Genomic DNA, 20361 nt, shown 5'->3' with positions numbered 1-20361 from the left:
CTGTCATTTAAAAATAAAATAAATAACAGGCACTTTTTAATAATTCAATAATATATTACCTGACATTTTTTTACAAGTTTTTTAAGGATATTATTGCAAAAAAAGAAGGCATCTTGCCTTCTTTGCATTTATTCATTTTCCTGCGGGAAAAGTTTCTTTAATTTTTCAAATTCTGGGTTCACTTTATGACTTTGTCTTTCAGAATAATCTGCTTCAGAAATAACTTCCCAATCTTGTCCATGAGGATAAATATCATCTTTGGCTTCTTCATCAGTCAAAATTGTAGTTGGTAAATTTAATAACAAGTTATCTTCAATTGCAGTTTGTAAATCAATCATGTCGTTTTCTATTGGCATGATTGTGTCATTTTCCTCTAATTCTTCAGCTGTTGGATTTCGATCTAAGTAATTTTCAACAAAAGAAAAGTCTAACTGAAGCTCAACTGGACTCAATGAACGACTTGAAGGAGCAACAACATCCGCACTAACTTGAAAATTACCAGTCACAAATGGTTCTTGGTAAAAGAACTGGCACTTAACTTGAATATTTTTAGCATCAAGCAGTAATTCTTTTGCTCGCTTCAAAAATTCAGGTCTAATTTCTAATTCTGTTTCGATTTCAGTTAAGGGTTCACGACTCTTTTTAATTTGAGAAAAACTTATTGTTAACATAATTTATTTCACCTCACTAGGACGGCGACCAAAGTTCTGGTCAACGCCAATAATTTGTTCAAATAACCGATCAACACGGACATCTAAAGCTAGACTACCAAATTTAGAATTCTTTTGATCCACTTTTGAAACGATTGGAATCTCTGCATGCTTACGCAAGTATTTAAGATAATTTCTCCCTCGTTTACTATAGCCTAATAAAGTGGTACTAATTTCACTTCTAGCAGTATCAATATCACTTTGAGTGATATTGAGTAAGGTATACAAGGATAAACGACGCAAGCGAGAATAAGTATAACGCTTAGATTTTACCCTTCTTAAAAAGTCGGTAAAGTCATAAGCTGAGTGAATTTCATGCTTAATTTTGAATTCAAGGCCTTCACTCATTTGATAGATTTGTCTTAATTCAGATAAGCTTGAAGATTCAATTCGATATTTCAAAAAATCAAAAAGTAAATTCCAATTAGGATAACAGTTTTGCTTAATTAAAAATTCTGCTTCTGCCTTAGGTAGCCACTCCTCAAGTGTCTCTAAGTCTGGCTTATTTAGTAAATAATTTCGAATTGCACTAGCGCTTTGTACAACACGTTCACGTGATAATAAGTCATCATGATTTGCTCCAATTCTAGTTATAGGAGTAAAAGTCATGGGATTTTTTAATTTACTGTTAGCAACTGCATAAGCCAATGCCAAAATAATATTAGGTTCATTCACCTCACGCCCAACTTCACGCGCAACCATTTGATTATATTGCGTTGAGTAGGTTTGAGAATAGTCCTTAAAATCCATTTTACCTTTAGGTATTTCAGCAATTCTTTGTCCTAAATAAGTAAAATTCAAATTAGCATCTTCGACGCCAAAGACTAGATTTTCGACACCTAATTTACTTAGTATTTCCATACTACCTTCTGCAAAAATATCAGCTGGTTCAACTGCATATGCAAATGGTAATTCAAATACTAAATCAGCGCCACTCATCAAGGCATATTTTGCTCTCGTCCACTTATCAGTAATCGCCATTTCACCGCGCTGAACGTAGTTACCTGACATAATGACAATCACTGGATCTTCACCAGCAGCCATGCGAGCTTGATTTAACAAAAATTCATGGCCCGAATGAAATGGATTATATTCAGCAATAATTCCTGAAACAGCCATTACTATTCCTCAGGTAAATCGAGCTTTTTACCAGCAGACCAAAGAGTTTCAAGGCCATAAAAGTCACGAGCATCTTCGGTAAAGATGTTAACCACAACATCCCCCAAGTCGACTAAAAGCCAGTTTGAATCACGAGTACCTTCAACGCGGTAATCATGATAATCATTTTCCCTAACCTTATCTAAAATACTATTAACCAAGGCATGAAGTTGACGGTTGCTGCTTGCACTCGTTGCAACATAAAAGTCTGCTAAAATACTTACTCCACGCATGTCATAAGCTTCGGTTGCTTCACCATGACGGTCACTAATCGCATCCAAAGTAATATCTAATAATTTTTCGCTATTCAAATTAATTCTCCTTTTTAATACTCCAAACGTTATAAGCTGCAATTGTTTTAGGATAAATCTTAGCTCGCTGCTTTACCAAAAATTCCAAAGTATGAGCTAATTCAAAACCAACACCATCATCTAAGTTAGCAAAGGCAACTTTGCGCGCTGTTTCAACTCCTGGAAAATCGCGGTGAGGTTCAATAAAATCAGCCACAAAAACAATTTTATCTAATGTTGTCATGGTAACATCAGCAGTTGTGTGACGCTTAATCGCAGTTAAAATTTCATCATCACTAATCTTTAAATCACGTTCAATAAAGTGACTACCAACAATTCCATGCCAAATAGCCCGATTCCAGTTAAGTAAATCTTGATCAAAACCATTTGCAGGATCTTTAATAGCTGCGATAAATTCTTCAACTGGAACTTGCTTAGCATAATCATGAATAAAACCCGCTAACGCAGCCTTTTCTTCATCGTAATGATTGAGTCTAGCTAACTTTCTTGCCGTCTCTGAAACACCGATGCAGTGCTGGAAACGTTGTTCATCCATATTTGATTTTTCTTTAGCAATTAATTCTTCACTAGACAAAGTTGAATAAGTCTTCTTAAAAACCAAATCAGTCAAGATATAGCCCCTTTTCTTCAATATATTTTCGTACTGAGTCTGGGACTAGATATCTAACTGAAGTTCCAGTCTTAATAGCTTGTCTAATTGCCGTTGAAGACAGGCGAATATCAGGTGCATCAACCCAGATTAATGGATAATGGGGCTCTTGTGGATATCCTGGGCGTCTAATTCCGACTAAAGTAGCTAAACGCGCTAATTCATCTGCATCTTTCCAAGTATGGAAACTATTAACCTGGTCGCTTCCCATAATTAAGTAATAATTATTTTCCGGAGCCTCTTTTTTCAAAAAGCGCATCGTATCAATTGTATATGAAATTCCACCACGGTACAATTCCAATAACATTACCTTAAACTTGGGGTTATCTTTAGTAGCTAATTCCAGCATATTAGCCCGATCTTGTGCCGGCGTTTTTAGTGCTAATTCTTTATGAGGAGGAATATTGTCTGGAATAAACCATACTTCATCTAAATGTAACTTTGTTAAGACTTGTTCAGCTGCAACCAAATGGGCAATATGGACTGGGTTAAAAGTACCACCCATAATCCCAATTTGTTTACCAGAAACATTTTTTAACTCCTCTGCCTTCACTTTAGGCTTATTTTCAAGCATGCATTCCATTTTTGCCACCTCTTAAATTAATGCTCGCCGAATACCTTGGCCAATCCCTCCAGGTAAATAGGTATTAACAACTACTCCTGCAGGAATGGTAACAAAACCGATGCCACCAAATAGCAAGTCACTCTTGACTTCAGGATGATAGGTTTGCTTATGCATTGCAGGCAAGTTCTCATTACCCCTTGGTGGGGTCAATAAATCTCCTTTATGTTTTTCATAAAATGCATCTGCATTTTCAGTTTTAGTTCGGTGAACATATAAATCTCTTGCTACATAAACGGTAAAACTAGTCTTTTCACCAGCAACATAATCAATTCGACCTAAACCTGCTAAGAATAATGTTTGACCGCTATTTAACTGATAAGTAGCTGGTTTTAGCGGTTTCTTAGGAGCAATTAAGTCCAAATCTTGCTTATCTAAGTAACTAGCTAATTGTTTTTGGGTCATAATTCCGGGAGTATCAACTAAGAAGTGTCCATTATCTAGCGGAATTTTTATTTGGTCAAGAGTTGTTCCAGGGAAGCGTGAAGTTGTAATTAAATTCTCTACATCCCCCATCTCGTCAATAATCGCATTGATTAAAGTTGACTTACCAACATTAGTAGTTCCTACAAAGTAGACATCTTGATCTTGAGAATTTCGATCTAAGTACTTAATTAAATCAGTCAAATTCCGCTTTTTAGCAGCACTAATTAAGAAGATGTCTTTAGGGTATAACCCCATACGATTTGCTTCTTGGCGCATCCAATCTTTGATTTTAGATTCTTTCGAATTTAATGGGAAAAGGTCGATTTTGTTACCAACTAAGATAAAGTCATTGTTGCCGACAAATCTTTTAAGAGAAGATATTAATGAATTATTGAAATCAAAAACATCAACTACATTTACAACTAAGGCCTTTTTAGTACTCAAACTATTTAATAAACTCAAAAAGTCATCATTATTAAGTTCTACTGGCATAATCTCATTGTAGTGCCGCAGACGAAAACAACGTTTGCAATATACTTCTTGATCATCACTATTTAGGGCCTTGGTTAGTGCACTTTGGGGCAAAAAGCCTGCTGCATCTTCATTATCACTTTGTAAAACCGCCCCACAACCAATACATCTTAATTCTTCATCCATTCTAAGCTCTCCTTAAATACAACCTTCTTTTTTAAGTTCAAAAAGAAGAAAATTATTTTTTCAAAAAAACGATTTATTCTAGTGTTCCATTTATCAGTTTCAACTAATGGCTTAACTAAAACTGTCTTTACACCTGCTAAATTACCAGCTTGCATATCAGTAATTAATTGATCGCCAACCATCAAAACTTGGTCTTGCTTCAAGTGATAATGCTTTAAAGCATGATTTATTCCAATTGGAAGTGGCTTTCTAGCTTTAGCCCAAAACTTAATCTTAAAGGGATCCAAAGCTTGGCCAACTCGTTGCTCATTATTATTCGAAATTACGATTAATTCGATTCCTGCTTGAGCTAACTTTTGGTTAAACTTGGCCATCTCTTCTGAACTATCTTTAATATTCCAGGCTAGTAAAGTATTGTCTAAATCAGAAAAAACCGCCTTAATCCCCATCTCTTTTAACTTATTGGGGTCTAAATGATAAATTGTATCAATTGTGTAATTAGGTCGAAAAAGCAATCTAAACACTCCTATTTTAGTTACTACTATTATAAGAAAAAATGCCCCAGGTCTCAACAAAGAGAGACCCGGGACACTAGAAAATTAACTAAGCTTGGTAAATATTATTTAACAATTCTTTGATTTCACTAACTTGCATTGCACTTGGATTAGTAACCGTATTTTGATCGCCATATGCTTCAAGAGCTAACTGGTTTAGAGCTTTTTGATATTCACTAGCACTTACACCATAATCTTTTAGCTTCATGCTAATATCAAGATTATTTGCTAAGTGGCTTATCTTCTCACATAAGCCATTAATTAATTCTGCTTGATTCTTCCCAGTTACTCCTAAATCGCGAGCCAAACGAGCATAGTCTTCATCTGCGCGATAAGTAGCATAATGTGGCCACATAGCTAATTTTTCAGGTCTTTGACTATTAAACTTAATTACAGCTGGTAAAACCAAGATATCACTAACGCCACTTGGTAAGTTAAAATGCGAAGCTAAAGTGTGAGCAATCGCATGACCCACTCCTAAGAAGGCATTACCATATGCCATCCCTGCTAGCGTTGCAGCATTGTGCATTCTACTTCTGGCTGCCAAATCACCATGATAAGACTTTTCCAAATTGTCAAAGATTAATCTTGCAGCTTCCATTGACCAGCCACGAGTAAAATCAGTGGCCATCGTTGATACATATGATTCAATTGCATGTGCTAATGCTTCAAAGCCAGCATTAGCAATTAAATTTTCTGGCAGAGTTTGAACAAATTGATCATCTACAATTGCAACATCTGGGCTCAATGAATAGTCACATAAAGAACGTTTAACCCCAGTCTTATTATCTTTGATAATCGCAAATGGAGAAACTTCTGAACCTGAACCTGAAGTTGTTGGAATACATACTAGCTGTATCGCATTATCCTTTGGGAAGCGTACTGTCCGCTTCCTAATATCTAAGAATTTTTGATAGCTATCTTCAAAAGTCATTGATGGGTCTTCATAAAAGAGTCTCATTGCCTTGGCAGCATCCATCACACTACCGCCACCGATAGCCAAGATAACATCAGGTTTAAAGATTTTCATTCGATGAACCCCATCTTGAACCACTGCAGAATCTGGATCTGGATTAACTGCTTCAAAAATTTCATAACTCTTTTCACCGCGACGACTCGAAATGATATCCGTAATTTGATTGCCAAAAGTATCAGCCACTGTCTTATCTGTCACAATGAAAAAGCGTGAGACATTTGGCATGTGACGCAAATAATTTGCAGCATTATGTTCAAAATATGTCTTTTTTGGAACTTTAACCCATTGCATATTATCACGTCTAATCGCAACCGTCTTTATATTTAATAAGTCCTTAGCACTTACATTATGTGATAATGCATTCGCACCATATGATCCAGTCCCTAAAGTTAATGACGGCATTAAGTTATTATACAAATCTCCCACTCCACCAAGAGCAGCTGGAGTATTAACTAAGATTCTGCAAGCCGACATTTTCATTGAGAATTCTTTAATCAATTCTTGATTTGCTGTGTGAATTCCAGCTGTATGACCACGACCACCGTAATCAAGTAATTGACTACAAATATTTATCGCATCTTGATGATCCTTGGCCTTATACAAAGTGAAGACTGGAGATAATTTCTCAGCAGATAATGGATACTTAGGACCTACTCCTTGGTATTCGGCAATCAAAACTTTGGTTTTTGCAGGAACAGTTAAGCCACATAATCTAGCAATTTCACAAGCACTCTTACCTGCGATTGGACCCGCTACTGTTCCGCGTTTAGGATCGATAAACTTAGAAGTAAATGGCTTAATTTCACTCTTTTTGAGGAAATAACAGTTCCACTTCTTAAATTCAGCCTTAACTTGATCATAAATTGAACTATCAACTACAACACTATTTTCAGAGGCACAAACCATACCATTATCAAAAGTCTTAGATAAAACTATGTCATAAACAGCTCTCTTAATATTTGCACTAGCTTCGATATAGGAAGGTCCATTACCAGGGCCAACCCCAATCGCTGGTTTACCTGAAGAATAAGCTGCTTTGACCATCCCAGGTCCACCAGTAGCCAAGATCATTTGAACATCTGGATGAGTCATTAGTGCATTTGTGGCTTCAATACTTGGATGTTCAATCCATTGAATACAATCTTTAGGTGCACCTGCTTTAACAGCTGCTTGACGGATAATTTCAGCGGTCTTAACACAACAGTGTTGAGCTTGAGGGTGAAATCCAAAAATAATAGTATTTCTTGTCTTTAAAGCAATCATTGCCTTGAAAAAGACGGTTGAAGTTGGATTAGTTACCGGTGTAACTCCTGCAATAACTCCAACTGGCTCAGCGATTTCAGTTAATTGTTTTTCAGGATCTTCATTGATTACACCAACTGTTTTTTCGTGTCGCAAAGAATTCCAAATATTTTCGGTGGCAAACATATTCTTAATTGCCTTGTCCTCAACAACACCACGTCCAGTTTCTGCAACCGCCATTTCTGCCAAAGCATAGTTATTTTGTTCTCCAGCTATCGCAATTGCCTCACAAATTTTATCAACTTGGTCTTGATCAAAGTTTGCTAAAACATCTAAAGCCTTGTGGGCTTTTTTTACATATCCATCGATTACCTCATTAATAGATAAAGCTTCATTTACAACTTTTTTTGCTAGTACCATGAATAGATCCTCCTACTATGTGAATCTTTTTACAAGATGAGTATAGTTCTATCCAAGAGCTCTTGTAAATAGCTATTTATCCTTGTTATTTTTTCACGATAAAGCTTTTATTATCAACTTCTACCCTCTCAATACCGTAAGCGCTATCAATATATTTTGCATAGTTCAGTATTTCACATGCAAAGTAATAAAAAAGACCAAGAATTTAATCTTGGTCTCATCTAAGAACTAATTCTTAGTTTAAAGCCTTCTTAGCAGTAGCTGCTAATTCAGCAAAAGTCTTTTCGTCGTTGTAAGCAATGTCAGCTAACATCTTACGGTTGATGTCAACACCAGCAACCTTCAAACCGTGCATTAACTTGCTGTATGAAAGATCGTTTTGACGAGCTGCTGCGTTAATACGAGCAATCCATAACTTTCTAAATTCGCTCTTACGCTTACGACGGTCACGGAATGCATACTTGTATGAAACAAATAATTGAGTACTTGCTGCTTTAAATTGCAAGTGCTTTGAACCACGGTAACCCTTGGCAAGCTTTAAAATCTTTTTACGACGTTTACGTGTAACAGTACCACCTTTAACTCTTGGCATCTGAAATTCCTCCTAATTCGCTATCTGTATTTCAAAAAAATGTTATTAACGCATTTGGGAAAGCATTTGCTTGATGCGCTTTAAGTCACTGCGTGAAACCATTGCAGCTTTTCTCAAATGACGACGTTGCTTCTTAGTCTTACCGTGGAAACGGTGACCAGTAAATGCGTGATGACGCTTTAAACCACCATTACCAGTTCTCTTGAAACGCTTAGCTGAAGCGCGGTGTGTTTTTTGTTTAGGCATGTTTATTTCCTCCAATTAACAAGTTTTTTACTTCTTATCCTTTTCACTCTTAGGAGCAAGCATTAAGAACATACTTCTGCCTTCCATCTTAGGTTTAGCAGTAACATTAGCAATATCCTTAGTTGCTTCTGCCATCTTCTCTAATACTTCAAGTCCTAATTCAGTATGAGTGATTGCTCGACCTCTAAAGCGAATAGAAACGCGTACTTTTGCGCCCTCTTTGCTTAAGAACTTTCGAACATGGTTCAACTTAGTGTCGAAGTCGTTACCTTCAATAGTTGGACTTAAACGGATTTCCTTAACACTAACAGTCTTTGACTTCTTACGTGATTCCTTAAGCTTCTTTTGTTGTTCGAAGCGATACTTACCATAGTCCATAATGCGAGCTACTGGTGGCTTAGCATTTGGTGAGATAAGTACTAAATCTAAATCTGCATCGGCTGCTTGGTTTAAGGCTTCGTTTTTAGAAACGACACCAATTTGTTCACCATCTTCGCCAATCAAACGAACTTCGCGTGCGCGAATACTTTCGTTCAAAATTAAATTCCGTGGTATAACGATTCACCTCCATGTTAATTTGAGGACAAGAAAAAAGCGGGTATGGATAAAACAACCCGCCTTTAATCAACAGAAATTATCGATTAGCCTAGAGGTTTTATCTTTAACTTAGGCGAGAAGCGGGAGCTTCTTCTTGTTCTCAACTAGTTAAACATTATACTTTATCAAGCTATACCAGTCAAGTTCTAAATTAATTTCAAATATTGATTACTTTTCTCTTGAATATGAATCTACATCAGCTTGTAATTCATTGATAAATTGATCTAAGCTCATTGATTCTTGCTTTTCAGTACCGTAAGGACGAACGTTTACAGCGTTACTGTTCATTTCATCGTCACCTAATACTAAAGTGTAAGGTACCTTTTGAGTTTGAGATTCACGAATCTTGTAACCCATCTTTTCATTTCTAAAGTCAACTTCTGCTCTGAAGCCGCGCTTAAGTAATTCATCACGAACCTTCTTAGCGTATTCACCATGAGCATCTAAGTTAACTGGGATAATTTCAACTTGTTCTGGTGCAAGCCAAGTTGGGAAAGCACCCTTGTAGATTTCAGTCAAGTAAGCAATGAATCTTTCCATAGTACCAACAATACCACGGTGAATCATAACTGGACGGTGTTCTTCGCCATCTTGACCAACGTATGACAAGTCAAATCTTTCTGGAAGCATGAAGTCAAGTTGGATAGTTGACATAGTTTCATCGTTACCCAAGGCAGTCTTAGTTTGGATATCAAGCTTAGGACCGTAGAATGCTGCTTCACCTTCTGCTTCAACGTAGTCAAGGCCTAAGTCATCCATAGCGCCCTTAAGCATCTTTTGACTTCTTTCCCACATTTCGTCATTTGCAAAGTACTTGTCAGTGTTCTTTGGATCACGGTATGACAATCTGAAGTAGTAATCAGTAATGTCAAAGTCCTTGTATACATCCATGATTAACTTCAAAATCTTAGCAAATTCTTCTTGAACTTGTTCTAATGCTACAAATGTGTGACCATCGTTCAAAGTCATTTCACGTACACGTTGAAGACCTGAAAGGGCACCTGATTTTTCATAACGGTGCATCATACCAAGTTCAGCAATTCTGATTGGTAATTCACGGTATGAACGAATGTGGTGCTTGTAAACTTGAATGTGGCTTGGACAGTTCATAGGACGTAATTCAAGCATTTCGCCATCACCCATATCCATTGGTGGGAACATGTCTTCACGGTAGTGTGCCCAGTGGCCTGAAGTCTTGTAAGCATCAAGGTTCATCAAAACTGGGGTGTATACGTGTTGGTAACCATCAGCTAATTCTTTATCGATGATGTAACGTTCAATAACGCGACGAATAGTTGCACCCTTTGGCATCCAGTAAGGAAGACCTGCACCAACCTTAGGATCTACAAAGAAGAGGTCAAGGTCACGACCGATAGTTCTGTGGTCACGTTCCTTAATTTCGGCACGACGCTTAAGGTCTGCTTCAAGATCTGCTTCCTTAAAGAAGGCGGTACCGAATAATCTTTGAAGCATTGGGTTAGAACTCTTACCTTGCCAGTAAGCACCAGCTACTGATAATAACTTGAAGTGCTTTACCTTACCTGAGTTTGGTAATAATGCAGCAAAGCCAAAGTCGACAAAGTCACCCATCTTGAAGGCAGCAACTTCATCGCCTTCGCTCTTAAGAAGTTCCATCTTAAATGGGTCATTCTTAAATTGAGCTTCAAGTTCACTCTTCTTAACCATAACTGGTTCAATTGCTTGACCATTCTTAATTAACTTAGCAATTGCCTTTTCTAATTCTGGTAATTCAGTTACCTTAATTTGATCTTCTTTGTCAGTATCTACGAAGAAGCCATCTTCATTTGCTTCATGTTCACCTAAGCGAAGTTCTGGGTACTTAGCTTGAGCTGCTGCTTCAAGTAAGAAAGCAACAGTATCACGTAAAACTGCCAAACCTTCTTCATCTTTATCAGTCAAAATTGCAACTTCACTATCTTTTTCAAGCATGAAGTTTACTGACTTAACTTCTCCATCAACTTTTGCAGCTACCGCAGCCTTACCAAGAGAAGTAGAAATACCCTTAGCTAAATCTAATACTGAAACGGCTTGATCAAAGTCTTTCTTTGAGCCGTCTGGTAAAGTAATTGAAAAACTCATCTAAAAACCTCCGGAAACAAAAAAAGCCCCAGCATGAGAAAATCTCACGCTGGGACGAATATTATCGTGGTTCCACCCAAATTTAGCGTACAAAAAATACGCTCTCAAATAGATCGATATTGGGATCAAACCAAGTTTATTAACATCTTCAAGAAAAAAGGTGGGGTGCTATTTTAATGGGGGCTTTCAGAACTAGGCCCCTCTCTCTGAGACAAATAGCATCATGTCTTTTATCTAAGAAAAATTATACCCCGTCAAAAATATGATGCAAGTCTTTTAGTTAAATTCTTGCTACCAAATTTCAACTCGCTTATCAGGATCAAGCCACATGCCGTTATTTTGACTTACTTGATAAGTTTCATAAAATTCTGGCTGACATTGAACTGGCAAGTTAACTCTAGTAGGTTGTGGTGCATGCACATCAACACTAACTTCAGTCTTAATAGCTGCTGGACGCTGAAGTTGAGCCCATGAACGAGCATAATTTTCAAATAGCTCTTTCATGTTGCCATTTTCCAGTTTATTGGCTTGAATTGCACAAGTTAAACCACCTAAGTCAGCAATGTTTTCAGCAACAATCTGTCTACCATTTAATTTACTTGGACCATATTGAACGCCATCATATAAGTCGACTGCAGCTTGGGTCCGCTTTTCAAACTCATCGAAGTCTTGTTTAGTCCACCAATTAGTTAAATTACCTAGTTCGTCAAATTTAGCACCATTGTTGTCAAAAGCGTGTGAAATTTCATGTGCAATAGTCGCCCCGATTCCGCCATAGTTAGCAGAGCGACTTTGCTTTAAGTCATAAAATGGTGCCTGCAAAATCCCGGCAGGGAAAGTTATGTCGTTTCTTTGTGGGTCATAGCAAGCATTATTCATGTTACCTGGCATGAGCCAAGTATTGCGGTTAACTGGCTTAAATAACTTAGCTAATTGATATTTAGCCTTAATAAGGGTGCATTTCTTTTCATTTTCGTAAAGACTTAATTCAGGATCAACTGCTAATTCATCATAAATTGCTTCTAATTTTTCTGGATAGCCAATCTTTAAAACTAAGGCATTTAACTTAACAATTGCCTTGTCCTTGGTTGCTTGTGAAAGCCAAGTATTATTTTGAATTCGGTCTTCGTACACCTTGATCATTTGCTTAATCATCTGAGTAATATCAGCCTTAGCTGCTTTACCTAGATACTTTTGACCATAAAAGACACCTAAAACTTCATCAAAGAAGCCATTAGTTAAATAGTAGGCTTGTCTTTGAACTGAAGGCAATTCAGCCATCCCACTAATTGCCTGACTGAATGGGAAAGAAGCCTCTCGCATTTCCTGAGAAAGAAATCTAGCACTATTATTAATAAACTTCATTACCATCCAGCCCTTAATTTGAGCGAAATTATCAGGATTGAATAAGGCTTCAATTTTATCTAAATAGCGAGGTTCCATAACAATAACCCGTTCTGGTAATTTCTCTAGTAAGTTTTCAAGATAAGTCTTAATAGTAAATGACTTAAACTTACTTAAGAATTCATCAAGAGCTAATGGGTTATAGCAAGCTGGATAATCAGACCATTCTTCAGTTGACTTTACAACTTGTGCTAGCTTTTGATCAAAAGCTAAACCATCTTTGACCAAGTTCTTGGCTTCTTCTTTTGAAACACCGGCCATTTCAAGTATTTTTTCAGTTTGTTTAGCTAAAATATCTAATAACTTTTCAGCATCAGGTGACTTGTATGAAGTAGTATCAGGTAAGAATGTACCTGGTCCAGCAAAGTATAAGGCATGCTTTTGAGTATCTTTCATATCCGTATCGACTTCAAAGGCAAATGGCAATATTACTGCTGAATTGAGAATTTGAGTTAAATTCTTGGAAGCTAAGGTATTAAAAGCAGAGAAATTTTTTAAGTCCAATAACTCATGTAAATCCTTTTGAATTGGCAAAGTCTTGTCAGCATTTCTCTTATCAAGATTTAGCGCCACTTGATAAAAAGCAACTGCCTTAGCCAAATTAGGTACACTATTTACGTCTTCTTTGCCGGCTATCAAAGCTTCAAGATCATCTTTCATGCGTTTTTCAATTCGCATATCAATTTCGGTGTTTACCCCAATTTCAGTTCGGTCTTCAGGAATGACAGCATCTTTTTGCCATGTTGAATTAACAGCTAAATATAAATTATCCTTTGGACTAGCATTAACATCTGCTTTAGTTAAATCGCCAGCACCACCGCGAACCTGCATAAAACGTCTCATAATCATATCTCCATTCCTACAATTAATCATCTAAACGAAGATTTTTACCACCAACATCTACTTCTTTGCCTAAAAACTTAATGCGTTGCATCAAGCGCTTAGCCTTAACTGGCTCAATATTATTACGAGTTTCTTCAAAATGCTTTTCCAAATCATCAAAACTTAAATTAGAGCTAAAGAAAGTAGGTAAAAGATTGTCCATCCGATATTGCAAAATAACCCCTAAGACATCATCCCTTGACCACTGAGATAGACTTTCAGCGCCAATATCATCAAGAATCAAAATATCTGCCTGACTAATGCGGTTGATTTCTTCATCAAGATTTTGTTCTTTAATATGAGTACTCAAATTAGCGAAAAAACTAGGAGTATGTAAAAAGATAACCTTTTTCCCCATTTCAGCTAAAGCGCGTGCAAGCCAAGCTAATAAATAAGTTTTTCCTACACCGAAGTCACCTTGGAGGTAAAGTCCTTGGCTATAATCTTTAGTCTGAATTTCAGTCAAGAAATTATTAATTGCCGCCATAGCATCTTTGCGCTCACTAACTACGTAAATGTCTTTGCTAGTAACGTTACGATAGCGCTTAGGAACGTCAATTAATTCTAAATGTCTACTTGCCTTTTGTTTAAGCAATTCTTTACTCTTTTGACTTGTTGGAACATAACTTAAATCAATTGTTCTTCCATGTAAAACAAGTCGAGGTAAGTAACCTGGAATTGGATTCTTCCCTGTTTTTGCCGCTTGCTTTTGCTGATGAAATTGAAAGATATTATTCAAACTTGAAAGAATAATATCTTTTGAAACTTTATTTTGATTAATAAAGGCTACAACGTCTGGATCTTTTAGAGCTTCATTAATTAAGGCTTTACTATCAATCGCCTTATCTTTAGCTCTTTTATCAAAGGCCGTACTAAGTAAATCATTTATCTTTTCCATAAATTAGTCCTTTGGATCAAATTTTTGTAAGTTTTTCATTATTTCTGATAACTCTTGGTCATCATTACCGCTACTATTCTTGTTGGACTTATCTTGTGCAAGTTTCTTTTTCCAGTCTGTTCCTTGCTCTACTCGTTTTTGCTTGTAAGATTTCTGATTACGTCCTTTTTGCCACTTACGAGTAAATTCAAGTGCAGACTCAGGTGTAGTAACTTGATGTTGCAACCAGGAGTTAGCAATTCTACCAGCAATATTATCTGATAAAACAGAATCATAATCTAAACATGTTTTGATTAGAATATTTAACCAAGCATCTGGCAAGTGATAATTCATTTGCAAACGACGTAAAACATTACGTTCATTGTATGTGGTAAAGCCACCCTTTTCTGCCTTTAACTTCTCTAGAAATTTAAGAGGGGTTAAGCCTTTAGCTTGTTTTAGCAACTCTTGTTCACTATCATTCAAAGATACTTGGGGCTTAACTTCACGTGAAAATGCTTGTGCAATCTGCTTTTGACTAGTTGTCTGACTGGCATGATTATTTAAAATGAATTGAATTTGCTTAATATTAAGCTTATCTTGACCAGGAACAATTGCTTGAGCAGCAAGATTCACAAAGTCTTGTTCACCTATACTATAAAATTGCATTAACTGGCTGATTTCACTAGCGTGACTATCTACTTCATTTCCGCTAATCCCATAATGCTTAAATAAGTCTTTGATGAAATCCCAGTCATATTGCTTTACTTTAGTTGGAAAATCAGCTGTATTTTCAACCTGATTTTGCGCTACTTCTAAAACCTTTTGATCGGGATTAATTGCTTTTTCAGCTGAGAGATGGAAAACATCAAAAAAGCTAGCTGAAACATTTTTAGCTTCAGCAACAAAACCTGGAAGCTTTGAATCAAACTCTTTAGCCAAATTTTCAAAAGTTGTAGCCCCTACCTTTTCTAAAAGTAAACTACTCAATAATAAAGTATTAAAGAATTGCTTACTTGATGCCACATCAACTAATTCAAAGGCTAAATAGTCACCTACACCTAACATTTGACCATGATAGGTTTTAACCAACCCGCTTGCCTCAAGCTTATGTAGGCTTGAAAAAAGTTCCTTTAGATTGATATCTAGTATTTCTTGTAATTGATATAAACGCTTTCCCTGACTTTTTAGTGGAACATGCCGATAATCATGCATCAAAGTATAATAAAGTGCCACCGCAACTGGACCAATAATTGGCTGATATAAACTGGTCAAGATTTTATCTTGCTTGAGCGATAAATCAACTCGATTTAAGACAAAATATGTCAACTTAGGATCTGCTGATTCGTACATTTAACTCACTTCGTTTGCTCGTGTTTATCCATGATATCTTTCATCGTCTTCATGAAACCTGAAATATCTTGGAACTGACGGTAAATACTTGCAAATCTAATATAAGCAACATCATCGACGTTAACCAATTCATTCATCACATATTCACCAATTTCTTTTGATGAAATTTCACTAACACCTTGCTTACGCACCTTGTTTTCAACATTATCAGTAATTTTATCTAATTGATCACTTGTTACAGGGCGCTTTTGAGCTGCAGCTGCAACACCGCGCAAAATCTTTTCGCGATCAAAAGGTTCTCTAGTACCATCATTTTTAATAACCAACAAAGGAGTTTGTTCAACTCTTTCAAAAGTAGTAAAACGAAAACCACAGTTTTCGCATTCTCTTCGGCGTCTAATAATTCTTCCTTCATCAGTCGGACGAGAGTCAATAACTCGGGACGCATTTTTATGACAATTAGGACATTGCATTTTTTACACCTCTATTTTTTTAATTATAGCTTCTAACTTTTCACTTAATGATTCTATTGTACCAGTATTTTCAACTGCATAAGTAGCTAGCCTTAATTTTTCTTCAGTTGACATTTGACTGTTAACTCTTGCATTTGCCTCTTCTTGAGTAAATTTATTTCTTTGCATTAAACGCTGAATTTGCATCTCTTTTGGAACGTAGATTAATAAAGTAGCATCAAACTGATTCTGAGAATCACTTTCAAAAAGCAGTGGCATATCAACCACACAAATGTCACTTTTTGCTGCTTGCTTTTGCCGTTCAACTTCACGATTAATTGCCGGATGAGTCAATTCATTTAATTTGGCTAGCATTGTTTTATCTTGGAAAACAAATTGCCCTAATTTTATGCGGTCCAATTCAGCGTTAGGCTTAAAGAAGCTAGGTCCAAAAAAGCCTTCAATATTCTGCCAATTTTCTGCTCCTGGTTCTAATAATTCATGCGCAATTTGATCGCAATCGACAATTGTTATTCCCTTTTCTTTTAAAATTTCATCTGCTGTACTCTTACCTGAAGCTATCCCTCCAGTTAAGCCTAAAAAGAATGTCATTTGTACTCCTTTTGACAAGATGGGCAAAAAGTTGTCCCTCTACCATTTACTTTTATTTTTTTTAGTTTTTCACCGCAACGTGGACAAGCTTGGCCAGCATGACCATACACCTTTAAGTGTTCTTGGTATAATCCGGTTTTTCCAGCTGCATTTAAGAAACTATGGACTGTTGTTCCGCCAAACTTAATTGCTTCAGCTATTGTTTGATTAATTGCTTCATGTAAAAGTTTTACGCTGAGTGCAGGTATTTTCTCTGCTAAACTTTCCGGATGAATCTTAGCTTGCCACAAACACTCATCAACATAGATATTTCCTAATCCACTAACGACTGTTTGATCTAATAAAGTGTTTTTGATATTTTTCTTTTTCTTTTTTAGTGCCTTAATAAAATAATCTGACGAAAATTCTCTACTTAAAGCTTCAGGGCCTAACTTACTAAGCCCTGTAACCTTACGTTCAGTGCCAGTAATAACTAATTGCATTCTGCCAAATTTTCTGACGTCGTTATAACGAAGACTAGTACCATCACTAAAGCTAAACTCAACATGATCATGTTTATCTTTAGGAGTACTATTCTTAACTAAATGATATTTTCCCTCCATTCGCAGGTGCGACACTATCGTGTAATTATCAGACAAGCGAATTAATAAAAATTTGGCATAACGGTCAATTTTTAAGATAGTCTTCCCCTTAACCTTTTGGGCAAAATCATGACTATCACCATCAATAATATTGGGATACCAAACAGTTACATGCTTAATTTTTTTATTTAAAGTCAATGCTGCTAAAGTCTTTCTCACAGTCTCTACTTCTGGCATTTCTGGCATTTTAAATCTCCTTACTTTGCTTCATACCAGTCATGTCCCCAATTGGCATCAGCAATAAGTGGCACATCAAGTTGAACTGCATTTTGCATAACTTCTGGAACAATCTTTTTAATTGTTTCTAACTCATCAGCTGGTACATCAAAGATTAACTCATCATGAACTTGGATTAGCATTTTAGTTTTCAAATTCAATTCATCAAGTTTTTTTTGCATATTAATCATCGCAATTTTAATAATATCAGCAGCCCCACCTTGAATTGGTGAATTAATTGCGGTTCTTTCTGCAAATGAACGGACATTAAAGTTTTTAGCATGGATGTCTGGCAAATAGCGTCGACGATGCATAATTGTTTCAACGTATCCATTTTCACGAGCAAAGTTAATTTCTTTATCCATGTAATCTTTGATTTTTGGATATTGCTCAAAATAATTATCAATAAATTCTTTAGCTTGTTTACGGCTAATACCCAAGTTTTTAGATAAGCCGTAATCACTAATACCATAAACAATACCAAAGTTAACAGCCTTGGCATGACGACGCATGTTTGGTGTTACTTCATCTGGTGAATCTAAGTGGAATATCTTCATTGCAGTATGAGCGTGGATGTCATAGCCGGTCTTAAAGGCTTCTTGCATATTTTCATCACCAGAAACATGGGCCAACACCCGTAATTCAACTTGAGAATAGTCACAAGAAAAGATATAGCCATCATTATCAGTTGGAACAAAAGCTTTTCGAATTTTCTTGCCTTCATCCAAGCGAACTGGAATATTTTGTAAGTTTGGATCAACTGAAGAAAGACGTCCAGTAGCTGTTAAAGTTTGCTGGTAACGTGTATGTACGCGGCCATCAGGTTGAATAACATCTAATAAGCCCTTGATATAAGTTGATTGTAACTTAGCTAACTGGCGATATTGTAAAATCTTTTCAACAATTGGAGCTTGCGATTTTAACTGCTCTAAAACATCAACACTAGTTGAATAGCCGGTTTTTGTTTTCTTAATTACAGGTAACTGCATCTTTTCAAACAAGATTTGTCCTAATTGCTTTGGAGAATTAATATTAAACTTTTCACCAGCTAAATCATAAATATCCGATTCTAACTTAATTAACTTAGTACCAATTTCTGCACCTTGTTCAGTTAAAATTCTAGCCTCGGTTTTAAGGCCTGTAATTTCCATTTTTGCTAAAACATGGGCGACTGGTAATTCAATAGTTTCATACAAGTCATCTTGTTCATGTTCTTTTAGGCGCTTTAATAATTCTGCCTTTAACGCCTCAATTGCCACAACTTTATTAGCTAAATGATTGAAGAAAATTTCTTCATCAGGAATAGCTGCTTTTTTACCTTTACCGTAGATGTCAACATCAGATTTAATTTGGTAATAGTCATATAAATGTGCTATCTCACCTAAGTCATTACTATTATTTTCATTATTAACTAGGTAGGAAGCTAATAACATATCATAATCTAAATGCTGAGCCTTTATTCCAAGACGATGTAAGCCAACTAAGGTCTTCTTTAAATCAAAGACGTTTTTATGACAACTACCTTCAAGTAGTTCTTTATAAGGCTTAGTTAAAAGTAAGTTAACATCACTTGAAACATAGACTTTCTCACCAATTTTTAGACTAAAGCCTGTAAAGTCAGCTGTATGATAGTTTTCTCCAAACATCCCCAAATAAAAACTAATTTCAGCTTCTTCTGGTAGTTGCGTCTTTTCTGTTGCAACTTCGTATTCAACCTTTTTTTCTTCAACTTCGCCACTAGCACTGGCTAAACCTGAATCATCTAATTCAGCCAAAAAACGTCTAAAATTCATTTGCTCATAGAAGCTACGCAATTTCTCAACATTAGTTGCTTCAATCTTTAAATCAGCTATCTCTGGTTCAACTGGACTTTCACAATTAATTGTGGCTAATTTTTTCGCTAAAAAAGCTTTGTCTTTGTCATTAATTAAATTCTCTTTGAGCTTTGATTTTTTCATATCATCAAGATGCTCATAAACCCCTTCAACCGAACCATATTTTCGAATTAGGTTAGAGGCCGTCTTAGGTCCAACTTTAGTGACACCAGGATAATTATCTGAATTATCACCCATTAGAGCCTTCATATCGATAAATTCAGTTGGCGTTACTCCATTTACTTCTTTCATATGTTCAGGGGTATATGCTTCAAGGTCGGTAACACCTGACTTAGTCACATAAACTGTCGCTTTATCGGTAGCGAGCTGAGTTAAGTCTTTATCCCCTGAAAAAATTGCTACTTGAAAACCAGCTTCTTGGCCTTTTTTAGAATATGTACCAATAATGTCATCAGCTTCATAATCAGGAAGTTCATATGACTTAATTCCTAAATCAGCCAGTAATTCTTTAATATAAGGTAGTTGTTCTAACAACTCACTTGGCGTTTTTGCACGGCCTCCCTTATATTCTTTAAACATTCTGGTTCTAAAAGTGGTTTTGCCAGCATCGAAAGCAACCAATGCATGGCTAGGTTTTTCTTGCTTTAAAATAACATCAAGCATATTTTTGAAGGCATAAATGGCATTGGTATGTAAGCCTTCTGGATTTTGAAATCGATCTAACTGACGATAAAGGGCATAAAAAGCTCTAAATGCAACTGAATTTCCATCAATTAAAAGTAATTTTTTATCTGCCATTTCTTTCTCCTTCTTAACATCTATTCAAATA

At 36.2% G+C, this 20361-nt stretch carries 19 protein-coding genes and 1 other annotated feature; all 19 genes read right to left on the bottom strand.

Annotated features, from left to right (window positions below; translation table 11 throughout):
- Positions 1–128: 128 nt before the first annotated feature.
- Positions 129–671 (bottom strand): YceD family protein, encoded by a 543-nt coding sequence (locus H628_RS0104495; protein ID WP_027825363.1) that lies wholly within the window; start codon positions 669–671, stop codon positions 129–131.
- A 3-nt stretch (positions 672–674) separates the two neighbouring features.
- Positions 675–1829 carry a nucleotidyltransferase gene (locus H628_RS0104490; RefSeq protein WP_027825362.1) on the bottom strand — a complete coding sequence of 385 codons (1155 nt, stop codon included), beginning with the start codon at positions 1827–1829 and terminating at the stop codon, positions 675–677.
- A 2-nt stretch (positions 1830–1831) separates the two neighbouring features.
- Positions 1832–2179 (bottom strand): ribosome silencing factor, encoded by a 348-nt coding sequence (gene rsfS, locus H628_RS0104485; protein WP_027825361.1) that lies wholly within the window; start codon positions 2177–2179, stop codon positions 1832–1834.
- A 1-nt stretch (position 2180) separates the two neighbouring features.
- Positions 2181–2789, bottom strand: a complete 609-nt coding sequence (yqeK, locus tag H628_RS0104480) for a bis(5'-nucleosyl)-tetraphosphatase (symmetrical) YqeK (protein WP_027825360.1) — start codon at positions 2787–2789, stop codon at positions 2181–2183.
- Positions 2782–3411, bottom strand: a complete 630-nt coding sequence (locus H628_RS0104475; protein WP_027825359.1) for a nicotinate-nucleotide adenylyltransferase — start codon at positions 3409–3411, stop codon at positions 2782–2784. The genes yqeK and H628_RS0104475 overlap by 8 nt, the downstream gene beginning before the upstream one ends.
- A gap of 12 nt (positions 3412–3423) precedes the next feature.
- Positions 3424–4533: a ribosome biogenesis GTPase YqeH gene (gene yqeH, locus H628_RS0104470; RefSeq protein WP_027825358.1), complete on the bottom strand. Its 1110-nt coding sequence runs from the start codon at positions 4531–4533 to the stop codon at positions 3424–3426.
- Positions 4518–5048: a YqeG family HAD IIIA-type phosphatase gene (locus H628_RS0104465; protein WP_027825357.1), complete on the bottom strand. Its 531-nt coding sequence runs from the start codon at positions 5046–5048 to the stop codon at positions 4518–4520. Before H628_RS0104465 ends, yqeH begins: the two co-directional genes overlap by 16 nt.
- Positions 5049–5136: 88 nt before the next feature.
- On the bottom strand, positions 5137–7725 hold the full coding sequence (gene adhE / locus H628_RS0104460; RefSeq protein WP_027825356.1) for a bifunctional acetaldehyde-CoA/alcohol dehydrogenase: 2589 nt from the start codon (positions 7723–7725) through the stop codon (positions 5137–5139).
- 235 nt (positions 7726–7960) lie between these two features.
- Complete coding sequence (gene rplT, locus H628_RS0104455) at positions 7961–8317, bottom strand: 50S ribosomal protein L20 (RefSeq protein WP_027825355.1); 357 nt, start codon at positions 8315–8317, stop codon at positions 7961–7963.
- 45 nt (positions 8318–8362) lie between these two features.
- Positions 8363–8563, bottom strand: coding sequence for a 50S ribosomal protein L35 (gene rpmI, locus H628_RS0104450; RefSeq protein ID WP_006584434.1), 201 nt, complete (start codon positions 8561–8563; stop codon positions 8363–8365).
- A 27-nt stretch (positions 8564–8590) separates the two neighbouring features.
- Positions 8591–9118, bottom strand: coding sequence for a translation initiation factor IF-3 (infC, locus tag H628_RS0104445; RefSeq protein WP_081662451.1), 528 nt, complete (start codon positions 9116–9118; stop codon positions 8591–8593).
- A 25-nt stretch (positions 9119–9143) separates the two neighbouring features.
- Positions 9144–9262 (bottom strand) — a sequence feature (ribosomal protein L20 leader region).
- 66 nt (positions 9263–9328) lie between these two features.
- Complete coding sequence (thrS, locus tag H628_RS0104440) at positions 9329–11260, bottom strand: threonine--tRNA ligase (RefSeq protein ID WP_027825353.1); 1932 nt, start codon at positions 11258–11260, stop codon at positions 9329–9331.
- A 291-nt stretch (positions 11261–11551) separates the two neighbouring features.
- Entirely contained in the window at positions 11552–13507 is a 1956-nt protein-coding gene (locus H628_RS0104435; RefSeq protein ID WP_027825352.1) for a M13 family metallopeptidase, read from the bottom strand.
- A gap of 22 nt (positions 13508–13529) precedes the next feature.
- Positions 13530–14444 carry a primosomal protein DnaI gene (dnaI, locus tag H628_RS0104430; RefSeq protein ID WP_027825351.1) on the bottom strand — a complete coding sequence of 305 codons (915 nt, stop codon included), beginning with the start codon at positions 14442–14444 and terminating at the stop codon, positions 13530–13532.
- A gap of 3 nt (positions 14445–14447) precedes the next feature.
- Positions 14448–15776 (bottom strand): DnaD domain protein, encoded by a 1329-nt coding sequence (locus H628_RS0104425; RefSeq protein ID WP_027825350.1) that lies wholly within the window; start codon positions 15774–15776, stop codon positions 14448–14450.
- Positions 15777–15781: 5 nt separating this feature from the next.
- Complete coding sequence (nrdR, locus tag H628_RS0104420; RefSeq protein ID WP_027825349.1) at positions 15782–16249, bottom strand: transcriptional regulator NrdR; 468 nt, start codon at positions 16247–16249, stop codon at positions 15782–15784.
- Positions 16250–16252: 3 nt separating this feature from the next.
- The gene (coaE, locus tag H628_RS0104415) at positions 16253–16840 is read right to left on the bottom strand and encodes a dephospho-CoA kinase (RefSeq protein ID WP_027825348.1); all 588 of its coding nucleotides are present in this window, start codon (positions 16838–16840) and stop codon (positions 16253–16255) included.
- On the bottom strand, positions 16837–17667 hold the full coding sequence (gene mutM / locus H628_RS0104410) for a DNA-formamidopyrimidine glycosylase (protein WP_027825347.1): 831 nt from the start codon (positions 17665–17667) through the stop codon (positions 16837–16839). The genes coaE and mutM overlap by 4 nt, the downstream gene beginning before the upstream one ends.
- 11 nt (positions 17668–17678) lie before the next feature.
- Positions 17679–20330, bottom strand: a complete 2652-nt coding sequence (polA, locus tag H628_RS0104405) for a DNA polymerase I (RefSeq protein ID WP_027825346.1) — start codon at positions 20328–20330, stop codon at positions 17679–17681.
- Positions 20331–20361: the final 31 nt, after the last annotated feature.

This window comes from Lactobacillus psittaci DSM 15354, assembly GCF_000425905.1.
Taxonomy (GTDB): domain Bacteria; phylum Bacillota; class Bacilli; order Lactobacillales; family Lactobacillaceae; genus Lactobacillus; species Lactobacillus psittaci.
Note: the sequence above shows the minus strand (reverse complement) of the source record. Positions and strands in the feature narration are given on the sequence as shown.